The 11843-nt window shown below is 75.3% G+C and carries 10 protein-coding genes; 3 read left to right on the top strand and 7 right to left on the bottom strand.

Annotation, left to right across the window (positions count from 1 at the left end; genetic code table 11):
• Positions 1-18 precede the first annotated feature (18 nt).
• Genes AB7J25_RS16555 through AB7J25_RS16545 form a run of 3 tightly spaced genes read right to left on the bottom strand, consistent with a single transcriptional unit; the run spans position 19 to position 3459 of the window.
• Positions 19-924 carry a glycosyltransferase family 2 protein gene (locus AB7J25_RS16555; protein ID WP_428509948.1) on the bottom strand — a complete coding sequence of 302 codons (906 nt, stop codon included), beginning with the start codon at positions 922-924 and terminating at the stop codon, positions 19-21.
• 52 nt (positions 925-976) lie between these two features.
• Positions 977-2383, bottom strand: coding sequence for a hypothetical protein (locus tag AB7J25_RS16550; RefSeq protein ID WP_428509946.1), 1407 nt, complete (start codon positions 2381-2383; stop codon positions 977-979).
• Positions 2380-3459: an ABC transporter ATP-binding protein gene (locus AB7J25_RS16545; protein WP_428509944.1), complete on the bottom strand. Its 1080-nt coding sequence runs from the start codon at positions 3457-3459 to the stop codon at positions 2380-2382. Before AB7J25_RS16545 ends, AB7J25_RS16550 begins: the two co-directional genes overlap by 4 nt.
• A gap of 76 nt (positions 3460-3535) precedes the next feature.
• Between AB7J25_RS16545 and AB7J25_RS16540 the strand changes: the two genes are divergently transcribed.
• A complete protein-coding gene (locus tag AB7J25_RS16540; RefSeq protein ID WP_428509942.1) occupies positions 3536-4639 on the top strand; it encodes an extracellular solute-binding protein in 1104 nt (367 codons plus the stop codon).
• The gene (locus AB7J25_RS16535) at positions 4630-6285 is read left to right on the top strand and encodes an ABC transporter permease (RefSeq protein WP_428509940.1); all 1656 of its coding nucleotides are present in this window, start codon (positions 4630-4632) and stop codon (positions 6283-6285) included. The genes AB7J25_RS16540 and AB7J25_RS16535 overlap by 10 nt, the downstream gene beginning before the upstream one ends.
• Here AB7J25_RS16535 and AB7J25_RS16530 read toward each other — a convergent pair.
• From AB7J25_RS16530 to AB7J25_RS16515, 4 genes are all read right to left on the bottom strand, one after another.
• The gene (locus AB7J25_RS16530) at positions 6224-7780 is read right to left on the bottom strand and encodes an NAD(P)/FAD-dependent oxidoreductase (protein WP_428509938.1); all 1557 of its coding nucleotides are present in this window, start codon (positions 7778-7780) and stop codon (positions 6224-6226) included. The genes AB7J25_RS16535 and AB7J25_RS16530 overlap by 62 nt on opposite strands.
• The gene (locus AB7J25_RS16525; protein ID WP_428509936.1) at positions 7770-8714 is read right to left on the bottom strand and encodes a UDP-glucuronic acid decarboxylase family protein; all 945 of its coding nucleotides are present in this window, start codon (positions 8712-8714) and stop codon (positions 7770-7772) included. The genes AB7J25_RS16530 and AB7J25_RS16525 overlap by 11 nt, the downstream gene beginning before the upstream one ends.
• 84 nt (positions 8715-8798) lie before the next feature.
• Positions 8799-9509, bottom strand: coding sequence for a response regulator (locus tag AB7J25_RS16520; RefSeq protein WP_428509934.1), 711 nt, complete (start codon positions 9507-9509; stop codon positions 8799-8801).
• Positions 9506-10789, bottom strand: coding sequence for a sensor histidine kinase (locus tag AB7J25_RS16515; RefSeq protein ID WP_428509932.1), 1284 nt, complete (start codon positions 10787-10789; stop codon positions 9506-9508). Before AB7J25_RS16515 ends, AB7J25_RS16520 begins: the two co-directional genes overlap by 4 nt.
• A 167-nt stretch (positions 10790-10956) precedes the next feature.
• Between AB7J25_RS16515 and AB7J25_RS16510 the strand changes: the two genes are divergently transcribed.
• Positions 10957-11838 carry an alpha/beta hydrolase gene (locus AB7J25_RS16510; protein WP_428509930.1) on the top strand — a complete coding sequence of 294 codons (882 nt, stop codon included), beginning with the start codon at positions 10957-10959 and terminating at the stop codon, positions 11836-11838.
• Positions 11839-11843 lie beyond the last annotated feature (5 nt).

Below are 11843 nucleotides of genomic sequence, written 5' to 3'. Positions count from 1 at the left end.
GAGGCAGCACGGCCCGGGTCACCGCCGCCGCTCCCGCAGGTGCGCCGCGATCCCGAACGGCACGGACGCGATCGCCGTCAGGTGGTGCAGCGCGTGCAGCCCCACCCCGAGCGCCGCCTCGCCCGGACCGCGGCGGCGGGCGAGCAACCGGTAGAACTCCTGGTTGAGCCCGAGCAGCACGCCGACCGCGGCTGCCGAGACCCACGGACGCCGTGCCGCCACGCCGAGCACCGCGGCGAGGCTCGCGAGCGCGCTCACCCGGTGGCGCCAGCCGAGGTTCAGCACCGCGGACCCGTGGCCACCCGAGCGCAGCTGCAGCGCCACCCACGGAACCCCGCGGCGGGCGAAGTCCGTCACGACCATGGAGCGGAGGGTCCATGCCTTGAGATGGGTGCCCTGGATCGCCGGGTCCAGCTCGATGCGGGCGCCCGCGGCGGTGAGCCGGGCGCCGAGGTCGACGTCCTCGACCGACGGCAGCGGGAAGCGCGCGGCATCGAAGCCACCCGCGGCGAGGAAGACGTCGCGGCGCACCGCGCCGAGCCCGGACCAGAACGTCCGCGCGGGGCCGGGCGAGCTCTGGTGGACGTGGTGGTGCAGCAGGTTGCGGAACGCCGCCACCGGGCCGCCGCGCGAGGGTGCGTCGTCGTAGGACCCGAAGAGGGCGGTGAGCCCGGGATCGGCCGCGAACGCCGCCCTGATGCGTTCGAGCGCGTCCGGGTGCACCTCGACGTCCGCGTCGACGAACACGACGATCTCCCCGCCCGCGCGTGCGGCCCCGGAGTTGCGCGCGTCGCAGACGGGGAGCCGGTGCGGGGAGTCCACGACGACGACCTGGGCCGCACCGGCGGCGCGCAGCGCGTCGAGACAGCGCGGCAGCGTGACAGGCCGGTCGGTCGCGGGGACGACCACGGAGAGTGAGGGCATCGCGCGGACCCTATCAGTCCGAATCAGCACAGCCTTGCCTCAGTCGGCCGGGTCACGGGCAGCCGATCGCGTCGACCGCCCAGCGGTCGCTGCGAGCCAGCGGCACCGCGCCGGGAGTGGCGACGAGCACCGGTTCCCACGGCCCGCCCGCCTGCGCGAACGCGACGGCGGGGCCGGGCGGCAGGGTGTGCGTGACCCCGCCGATGGGCAGCCCGAGCTTCCAGGCGAGCCCGGGGCGCAGCTCGACGTTCGGCGGGGCGGTGTCGATCACGACGGCGCCGCAGGCTCGGACCCGTTCGGGCCCCACCCGCGCGAGCACGCCGTCGAGATCCGCTTCCAGGGCCGCTCGCGCGGCCGCCGCGTCCAGCTGCATCGGCAGCCACGCCACCCGGTCCGTCGCGAACGGCACGGACGCGGCCACCAGCGCCACCGCGACCACCGCCCGCGCCGTGGCACCGCGCACCGCCGCCACCGCCCAGCCGACGGCGACCCCCGCGAGCACGCAGAGCACGGCCGACACCGGTGCGAGGAACCGGCCCAGCGCGGCGTAGCCGAACACCCCCGCCATCACGATCACCTCGAGCACCCACACCAGCGCGCCCGCGGCGAGCACCACCGGGACTCCCCGGCGGCGATGCGCGGCCCACACCACGGCGACGGCCGCTCCGATCCAGACCGGCACGATCACCGCGTCCGCCACGGCGTCCATCGCGACGACCACCCGCTGCGCCGGTCCGACGGTGAGCACGCGCGCGACCTCGGCCCCACCCAGCGCGTCCCCCGAGACGAGGCGGTCCCCGCCGAACCACAGCAGCGGTACCGACGTGAGCACGAGCGCGACCTGCCACCAGCGCCGCCGCGCCTCTGTGACGAGCAGGAACAGTGCGTACAGCCCCAGCAGCGGCCAGACCTCGGGCCGCGTGAGCGCCGCCGCACCGCCCAGGGCGAGCGCCTGCCCGCGCCGGCCGTCCAGGTGCCGGTGCACCGCCCACAGGCACAGCGTCGCCGTGACCGGCTCGATGTTGCCCTGCAGCAGGTGGCGGACCCAGCGGGACTGGGCGTCCGGGGTGAGCAGGAACGCCACGACCGCGACGCTCCCGGCGAGCGCGCCGGTCGGTGGTCCGGCCAGGCGCGCGGCCAGCCGCCACACCAGCACCAGGCCGAAGAGCCCCACGGCCCGGGAGATCACGAGCCACAGCGCAGGGGCGGCGTCACCGAACGGGGCGAGCCACACCGTCACCAGGACGGGCAGCGGCTTCCAGGCGAGGCTGCCGTCGTTGGTGGGCAGGCCATGGAGCAGCTCGCGGCCCCAGATCAGCCAGACCCACGGGTCGAACCCGAGCATCGCCGGGAACCGCAACGACGCCGCCGCGACCAGCAGGCACGCCGCCGGGACGATCCAGGCCCGGCTCCCGGGACGCGGGACCGCCCGCTCGGCCACCGGGGCCGGTGCACTCACGTGGGCGAGCCGGCCAACCGCTCGGGCTCCGCGAGTGCCTGCGCCGCGGCCGGGAGCACGACGACGTCGCCGGTGACCGCCACCCGGACCCGCTCCCCCACGGTCCACCGCCCACCGCCGGGGGCCCGGCAGCGCACCCGGGTGCCGGTGGGCAGTTCCAGCGTCACGACCTGATCGGCGCCGAAGTAGGTGCGGCGCGCGACGACGGCGGACACTCCGGACACTCCGGACACGCCGTCGCCGTTGCGGGAGATCGTCACCCGCTCCGGCCGGACCAGCACCTCCACCGCGCCTCTCAGGGTCCTGTCGGCGGGGAAGCGGCCCAGCTCGCTGTCCACCACGCCGCCGTCCGCGCTGCCGGTGACCGTGTCCGCGTCCCCGAGGAACTCCGCCACCCAGCGGGTGGCCGGCTGCTCGTAGAGCGTCTCCGGCGATCCGACCTGCTCGATCCGGCCCGCCCGCATGAGGGCCACCGTGTCCGCCATCGACAGCGCTTCCTGCTGGTTGTGCGTGACGATCAGCGCGCTCGCGCCCGCGGCACGCAGCACCCGCAGGACCTCCTCACGCAGGCCCGCGCGCAGGTTCTCGTCCAGCGCGGCGAACGGCTCGTCGAGCAGCACCACCTCGGGGTCGACGGCGAGCGCCCGCGCCAGCGCGATCCGCTGGCGCTCGCCACCAGAGAGCTCATGGGGGTAGGACGAGGCGCGGTGCGCGAGCCCGACCATCTCCAGGCACTCCTCGCCACGGCCGGGCCGCGGGCGGCCGAACTCGACGTTCCGCCCGACGGTGAGGTGGGGGAAGAGGGCCCCGTCCTGGAAGACCATCCCGATCCGCCTGCGGTCCGGCTCCTCGAAGACGCCGCCGCCCGCGACCGTCCGGCCCCGGACGCGCACCGTGCCCTCGTCGGGCACCTCGAACCCCGCCAGCAGCCGCAGCAGCGTCGTCTTGCCCGACCCGCTGGGCCCCAGGAGGGCGACGACCTCACCGGCACGGACGTCCAGGTCGGCGCGGTCGACCGCGCGGGAGCCGCCGAAGGCCTTGGTCACAGCTTCGGCGCGGATCGCAGCATCGGTCATCGTTTGGCTACCCTAGCCTACGTTCGCCCGATCGTGGTCTCGCGGCCGGGAACTCGGCTCATCCCAGGGAGGCCTCGTGGCCGCGTCCTCCGGCCGCCGTAGGTGGCTGCTGCTGCTCGTGCCCGCTGTCGTGGTGGTGCTCGTCGTGGTCCTCGCGGTGGCGGTGCTCAGCACGCCGGGCGATGAGCCGGCCGCACCGGTCGTGGCCGGCGGGGAAGGTCAGGAGGTCGACACCACCGGCATCACCTACGCGCCCACGCTCGTCGTCTACAACGGGCGGTCGCACTACGGCAGCGAGAAGGTCTTCGAGGAGTTCAGCGAGGCCACCGGCGTCACGATCGAACTGCGCGGCGGCACCGGGCCGGAGCTGTTCGAGCGGCTGACCCGGGAGGGCCGCGACACCCCGGCGGACGTCTTCATCACCACCGACCTCGCGAACCTGTACCGGGCGGAGGAGGCCGGGGTGCTGCAGGGGGTCACCAGCGCGAAGCTGCGCGAGCAGATCCCGGCCCAGCTGCACGACCCGGCCGGCATGTGGTGGGCGCTCTCGACCCGACTGCGTGTCCCGGTCGTCTCCACCGAACGGGTGCCCGCGGGTGCGGTCACGCGCTACGAGGACCTCGCCGATCCGCGCTGGAAGGGCCGCACCTGCCTGCGCACGTCGCGCAGCGAGTACAACCAGTCGCTGATCGCGGACATGATCGCCAAGCGCGGCCCGGTGGAGACCGAGGCGCTGGTCAAGTCCTGGATGGACAACCAGCCGAAGATCATCAACTCGGACGGTGAGATGCTCGCGACGATCGCCGCGGGCGGCTGCGACGTCGGCCTGGCCAACCACTACTACCTCGGGCGCACGCTCGCGGAGAACCCCGCCTTCCCGGTCGCCCCCGCCTGGCCGGACCAGGACGGCCGCGGCGCGCACGCGAACGTCTCCGGGGTCGGGGTGGTCGCCGGATCGGACGCGGTGCCCACCGCCGTCGCGCTGATGGAGTGGCTCACCTCGCCGCCTGCCCAGGCCGAGATCGTGGAGCGCAGCGAGTTCGCGGCCAACCCGACCGTCCCGCCGCCCCCGCACATCGCCGACTGGGCGAACGTGAAGGTCGACCCGATCGACGGGGAGAAGGCGGGCCCGCTCATCGACGACGCCGTCGCGCTGATGCTGAAGTACGGATGGACCTGACCTCTGCCCGGCGGGCACGGTCGGGCTGGGCGATCGTCGGCGTCGCCGTGGCGCTGGCCGTCGCGGGCCCGCTGATCGCGTTGCCGCTGAGCTTCGTCGTCGGCGAGCAGTTCTTCGACCCGATCGCGCGCCTGCTGCTGCCCCAGGCGCTGGGCCGCAGCGTCGTGCTCGCCCTCGGAGTGGCCGCCGGCACGCTGGTCGTCGGTGGGGGTCTCGCCGTGCTGGTGTCGTTCTACGACTTCCCCGGCCGCCGCTGGCTGGAATGGGCGCTCGTGCTGCCGCTCGCGCTGCCGGGCTACGTGCTGGTGTTCGTGATGCTCGGCCAGCTCGGCCTGGCCAATCCGCTCGCGACCAGCATCTTCGGCGGCGGTCTCACGCTGCCCGGGCTGCACGGTGCGGCGGGGGCGATCGGAGCCCTCGTCGCGGTGCTCTACCCGTACGTCTACGTGCTGGGCCGAAGCGCCTTCCTCGGCCAGTCCCGCTCCGCCCTGGAGGCCGCCCGCAGCCTCGGCCGCAGCTACGGGCAGGCGGTGCGCGGCGTCGCGCTCCCGCTCGCCCGCCCGGCCCTCGCGGCGGGTGCCGCGCTCGCGATGATGGAGGCGCTCGCGGACTTCGGCGTCGTCAACCTCCTCGGCTACCAGACGCTCACCGACACGATCTACCGCGTGTGGTACGACGGCTCCGCCTTCGATCCCGCCGCCGCGCTGCAGCTCGCCTCCGTCCTCGTGAGCCTCGCGCTGCTGCTGGTCGTCGTCGAGCGGCTGATGCGCGGGCGCGCCCGCTACGACCAGGCGCTGTCCGCCGGGGACGCCGTGGCGCCGCGCCCGCTGCGCGGCTGGCGGGCGCTCGTGGCGTGCGCCGTGCCGACGCTGCTGCTCGTCGTCGTGTTCGTGGCACCCGTGCTGCAGCTCGTCGCGTGGTCGCTGGAGACGCTGGTGACGGACCGGCTCTCCGACGACCTCGGCCGGGCCGTCGTCTCCACCCTGCTGCTCGCGCTGGCCGCCGCGGCCGTCGCCGTCTGCACGGCCACGCTGGTCAGCTACGGCCAGCGGGTCGCGCCGTCGCGGACGGGTCGCGGGGCCGCCCGGCTGGCCACCGTCGGCTACGCCGTGCCCGGCGCCGTCATCGCGGTGGCGATCTACGTGCCACTCGTGTGGCTGGACCGCCGGCTCATCGCCGTCGCCGACGGCTGGTTCGACGCGAGCATCGGGCTGCTGTTCACCGGCACCGTCCTCGGCCTGATCGGCGCCTACGTCGTGCGCTTCCACGCCCAGGCCTACTTCGCCGTCGAGTCCCGGATGGGGCGCGTCGCGCCGAACCTGGACGACGCCGCTCGCGCGCTCGGCGCGGACCGCTCCCGCGTCCTGCTCGACGTCCACGTGCCGCTGCTCTGGCCGGGCGTGCTCACCGGAGCGCTGCTCGTCGTCGTCGAGGTCGTCAAGGAGCTGCCCGCCACGGCGCTGCTGCGCCCGCTGGGCAGCGACACGCTCGCCATCGTGGCCTGGGAGGCCACGAAGGACTCCCGCTACGACGCTGCCGCGCTGCCGGCCCTGCTCATCGTCCTCGTGGGCCTGGTGCCGGTGATCATGCTGATCCGGCTGTCGCGCCGGGAGTCCCGCGACTCCGCGGAGATGCTCGTCGGGTGATCCCGGTCGGCGGCACGACGGGGGCGTCGCGGCCGGTGCCCGCCACCGTGCGCTGCTCGTGATAGCCCCCGTCCACGTTCACCGACCACGTGTCGTGCGGGCCGCCGCCCAGCACGTTCTCGACGGCGAGCATCGCCGTCAGCATCGAGTGGTCCTGGTTGTTGTAGCGGTGCATCCCGTTGCGCCCCACCGGGTGCACGTTGGTGGCGTGCGACTCCAGGTATCCCCGCAGCACCGCCACGGCCTCCGCGAACCCCGGGTGGTAGACGGGGTAGGCCTTCGGCATCCGGACGACGTAGCCCGCCTCCACCTGGTCCGCGTCCGCCAGGCCGGTGGCCGCCAGCTCCTCGGAGGCGAGCGCGACGAGCTCGTCGTCCGGGCGGCCCCACAGGTCGTCGCCCTCGAAGACGAAGTACTCCATGCCGAGGCACGTGCGTCCCGGCTTGACCATGTCCGGCGACCAGGCGCCGAAGTTCTGGATCCGGCCCACCCGCACCTCCGGCGAGTGCACGTACACCCAGTTGTCCGGCATCGCGCGCTCGCTCGGCACCACCAGCGCCACCGTGAGGAAGTCCCGGAACCGCAGCTGGTCCGCAGCGGCGAGCACCTCCGGGGGCGGGGGCGGCTCCAGCGCGCGCACCAGCTCGGGAAGGGGCATCGACGAGATCACCGCCGTGCAGGGGTACGACGTCACCGCGCCCTCGAACGTCGCCTCGACCGCCACCGCCCGACCGCCCTCGCAGCGGATCCGGGTGACGGGCTGGTCGACGTGCACCTTGCAGCCCGCCGCCTCCACCAGCTCCGCGCAGCGCTCCCACATCATCCCCGGGCCCAGCCGCGGGTAGTGGAAGCGCTCGATCAGGGACACGATGTCCGCACCGCCCCCGCCGCGCAGCGCACTCGTGACGGCGTTGAGCAGGGACATGTTCTTGATCCGCTGCGCCGCCCAGTCCGCCTGGATCTCGGTGGCGGGGACCCCCCAGACCTTCTCGTTGTAGCTGCGGAAGAAGTGCCGGTACAGCCGCGGGCCGAAGCGGGCCGACACCCAGCCCTCCAGATGGCTCTGGTCGCGCGGGGGGCGCACGCGCGCCCACAGGAACGACCCGACGCACCGGGCGGCCTCCACCGGCCCGAGCTCCCGCAGCGCCGCCCGGGGGCGCAGCGGGTAGTCGAAGTACCTGCCGCGGTAGAGGATGCGGCTGCGGCGCGGCCGCACGAGGAAGTCCTCGGGGCCCAGCACGTCGTGCCACATCCGCTCGACCCGGTCGACCTTGGTGAAGAACCGGTGGCCGCCGATGTCGAACCGCCAGCCGTCCCGCTCCACCGTGCGGCTGATGCCGCCGACGACGTCGTCCGCCTCGAGAACGGTGGCCGGGACGCTCGCCGCCGCGAGCTCGTAGGCCGCCGTGAGGCCCGCGGGGCCCGCACCGATGACGACGACGTCGTGCCGGACGGGCGGCGCGGGCGGCTCAGGCGGCCCGGGATCAGACGACACGGGACACGACCGGGTCGGCCAGTTCCGCGCGGAACCACCCCACCGTCCGGCGAAGCCCCTCCACCAGCGGCACCCGCGGCTGCCACCCCAGCTGCGTGCGGGCCAGCGTGGTGTCCGGGCGGCGCACCGTCGGATCGTCCTCGGGTCGATCGACGTGCACGATCGGGCTGGCCGACCCGCACAGCCCCCGGATCGCCAGTGCCAGCTCGGTGATCGACACCTCGTCCGCGCTGCCGATGTTGACCGGCCCCGCGAGGCCCGAATGCAGCAGCCGCAGGCACCCCTCGACGAGGTCGTCCACGTACTGGATGGACCTCGTCTGGCTGCCGTCCCCCGCCACCGTGAGCGGCTCGCCCGCGAGCGCCTGGCGGATGAACGTCGGCACCGCACGCCCGTCGTCCGGGCGCATCCGTGGACCGTGCGTGTTGAAGATCCGCACGATCGCCGTGTCCACGCCCTGCGCGCGGCGGTAGGCCATCGTCATCGCCTCGGCGAACCGCTTCGCCTCGTCGTACACCCCGCGCGGGCCGACCGGGTTGACGTGGCCCCAGTACGTCTCCGGCTGCGGGTGCACCTGGGGGTCGCCGTACGCCTCGGACGTGGAGGCGAGCAGGAACCGCGCGCCCTTCTCCTTCGCCAGGCCCAGCGTGTGCAACGTGCCGATCGAACCGACCTTGAGGGTCTCGATCGGCATCCGCAGGTAGTCGATCGGCGACGCGGGCGACGCGAAGTGCAGCACCACGTCCACGTCCCCGACGACGTGGACGAAATCCGTCACGTCCGCCCGGATCAGCCGGAACGGCCCCACGTCCGCGAGGTGCGCGACGTTCGCCGGAGACCCCGTCGAGAAGTCGTCCAGGCAGAGGACCGCGTACCCCTCGCGGAGCAGGCGCTCGCACAGATGCGAGCCGAGGAAGCCGGCCCCGCCCGTCACCACCGCCCGTCGGCGCAACCCGCCTCCCACACCTCGTCCAATGGTGCGCACAACCTACAGTAAGGAGATCCTTTCCTCATAGGGTCATAGCATCGGATCACGAGGCGATCCGTCGTCGCCGGGACGGACCAGTCCCGACTCGTAGGCCGCGACGACGGCCTGGGCCCGGTCGCGCAGGCCGAGCTTGCCGAGCACCCGGCTCACGTGCGTCTTGACGGTCTGCTCCGCGAGCACGAGGGCCGCGGCGATCTCCGCGTTCGACAGGCCCCTGGCCACCAGGACGAGCACCTCGCGTTCCCGCGGGGTCAGCTCGGCCAGCCCGGCCACCCGGGCGGGCGACGGCGGGCCCGCGGCGGCGAAGTGGGCGATGAGCCGCCGGGTGATCTCGGGTGCGAGCAGCGCGTCACCGGCGGCCACCACCCGCACGGCGTGCAGCAGGTCGCGCGCGGGCGCGTGCTTGAGCAGGAAGCCACTGGCCCCGGCCCGCAGCGCGTCGAACACGTGGTCGTCGAGGTCGAAGGTGGTCAGGATCAGCACCTGCGGCCCGTCCCCGCCCGTCCGGACCAGCTCGCGGGTCGCGGCGATGCCGTCGAGCACGGGCATCCGCACGTCCATCAGCACGACGTCCGGGCAGCGGTGCGCGGCGCGCAGCCGGGCGACCTCGGCGAGCGCGGCCCGGCCGTCGCCCGCAGTGCCCACGACCTCGACGTCGGGCTGCGCGGCCAGCAGCGCGGCGAAACCCTCCCGCACCATCTCCTGGTCGTCGACGACGAGGACCCGGATCGTCGGGCTCATCCGGCCGCTCGCAGCGGCAGCAGCACCCGCAGCGCGAAGCCGCCGTCGGGGCGGGGCCCCGCCGCCACGGTTCCCCCGTGCAGGGCGGCCCGCTCGCGCATGCCGCGCAGCCCCGTCCCGGCACCCGGACGCCCGGTGGCGGAGCCCGCCTCGTTGTCCACCTCGACGACCACGGCCGCCCGGCCGTCCGCGTCACCCTCGTGCACCCGCACCGACACCGCGCCGCCCGGGGCGTGCTGGACACAGTTCGCCAGCGCCTGCTGGACGATCCGGTAGACGCTCAGCGCCAGCGGCGCGGGCACGGCCGCCGGGTCCAGCACCACCGACCAGGTGAGCGGGGTGCCCGCGGCCGCCGTCGCACCGAGCAGCGCGTCGAGATCGGCGAGGCCGGGCTGGGGGGACCGCGCCTGGCCCGGCTCGGAGCGCAGGACGCCCAGGAGGTCCTGCATCTCCGCGAGCGCCTCGCGGGCCGCGACGGCGATGTCGGCGAGCTCGCGACGTGCCGGCTCCGCGAGCTCCCCGATCCGGTACGGGGCCGTCTCGCAGCGCACCGCGATGAGCGACATGTGGTGGCCGATCACGTCGTGCATCTCGCGGGCGATCCGGGCCCGCTCGGCGAGCGCTCCCCGCTCGGCCTGCGCGGCTGCGAGCCGGCGCTGCTCCTCCTGCAGCTCGCGGCGCGCGCTCGCCCGTCCCCCGAGGCTGGCGCCGACCACGACGGCGGACCCGACACCCAGCAGTCCCACCGGCAGGTACGGCGCGTGGACGGGCCAGGGGGTCGCGACGGTCAGCAGCACGAGCGCCAGCGCCGAGACGACGGCCACGCCCAGCACGCGCGCGCCCGGCACGCCCCAGGCGGCCAGCAGCAGCGCCGGCACCCACAGGCACCACCCCCACGGTTCGAGGGCGGGCACGGTCCCCACGGGCGGCGGGACGAGGAAGGGCAGCACGGACAGCCAGCCGGTGACCAGCCGCCAGCCGTCCAGCGGCCGGATCGCCGCGAGCGCCACGCCTGCGGCGGCGGGCAGCAGAGCGAGGAACCACACGCCGCCGCTCGGCCCGCCCCGCTCGTTCAGCTGCGAGCTCGCCGCCGTCGCCACGACCAGGCCGTAGACCCCCGCGACGACCGGGAGCAGCCGGGCGGGCCGCCCGCGCAGCGGCACACGTCCCGGGTCCGTCCCGGGCAGGAGGACGCCGACGGCCTCCCGGATCAGCGCGACGAGGGCCCGTTGCACGCTCGGCCGGGGGCGTCCTCTCGGCGGGGAGGTCGGGGACGCCACCGCTGCGAGGGTAGCGAGCCGACCGCCGGGCGGCGTCCCTCCACGGTGCATGGCTCACCCCCCTACCGCGGTAGGGGGCGGCCGGGCCCGCCGGAACGCCGGTCCTCGCCCGGAACGGCTCCGCAGCGTGACGACCGGGCCGCTCCCGCTCCCTAGCGTCGATCGGCGTGAACCTGCGCTGGCTGTACCCGTTCGCCGCGCTGTCCGTCCTCGTCGGGATCGCGGTGACGCTGTCGGCGCCGCCCTGCCCCGATCCCGGGCCCACGGTGGTCCGGGACGCAGCCTGCGCCAGCAGGCTCACCGACCTGCTCGCGCGACACGACGCGGGCGACGGCGTCCGCGTGCTCGGCTGCGACCCCCGAGGACGGGGCCGCGCGGTCGTCGCGATCGGCGACCCGGCGACGGCCCGGCACGTCGCGGTGCTGGTCCCGGGCGCTGGCATCGATCTCGCCACGTTCACGGGCCCGGCAGGCGACCCCGAACGTGCGGCGCGGCGGCCGTGGGCCTGGGCACGGGCGCTGGCCGATGCGGCGGGCCCGGACACCGCGGTCGTGCTGTGGATCGGCTACCGGACCCCGGCAGGCGTCGACCCGGGCCTCGCGACGGGAGCCGCCGCCCGGGCCGCCGTCCCCGGGCTGGTCCGCGAGGTCGCCGCGCTCGGCGCGCGGCCGTCGGACGCGCCGCACGTCACGGTGATCGGGCACAGCTACGGCGCCGTCGTCGTCGCGCTGGCGGCACCGCAGCTGGCGGCGGAGGACCTGGTCCTGCTCGGCAGCCCCGGAGCCCGCGCCGCCGACGTCGCCGGCCTGCGCACCCGGGCACGGGTGCACGCCGCGCGCCTGCCGGACGACTGGGTGCGCCAGGTGCCCGCGCTGCAGTGGGGCGACGTGGGGCACGGGGCCGACCCGGCCGCGCCGGACTTCGGCGCCGACCTGCTCGCCGTCGGCGACTCCGGCGGGCACGACGGCTACCTGCGGCCGGGCAGCGCGGCACTGCGGGCGGTGACCGGGGTCGTCGTGGGCCGCGCCGGTCCCGGCGCGCTGGGCTGACCGGC

It is taken from the genome of Pseudonocardia sp., from assembly GCF_050246655.1.
In the GTDB taxonomy this organism is placed as follows: domain Bacteria; phylum Actinomycetota; class Actinomycetes; order Mycobacteriales; family Pseudonocardiaceae; genus Pseudonocardia.
Note: the sequence above shows the minus strand (reverse complement) of the source record. Positions and strands in the feature narration are given on the sequence as shown.

Excerpts from the sequence above, each read along its gene's own strand:
- AB7J25_RS16555 (WP_428509948.1), bottom strand. The coding sequence starts at position 924 with ATGCCCTCACTCTCCGTGGTCGTCCCCGCGACCGACCGGCCTGTCACG.
- AB7J25_RS16545 (WP_428509944.1), bottom strand. The coding sequence starts at position 3,459 with ATGACCGATGCTGCGATCCGCGCCGAAGCTGTGACCAAGGCCTTCGGC.
- AB7J25_RS16535 (WP_428509940.1), top strand. The coding sequence starts at position 4,630 with ATGGACCTGACCTCTGCCCGGCGGGCACGGTCGGGCTGGGCGATCGTC.
- AB7J25_RS16520 (WP_428509934.1), bottom strand. The coding sequence starts at position 9,509 with ATGAGCCCGACGATCCGGGTCCTCGTCGTCGACGACCAGGAGATGGTG.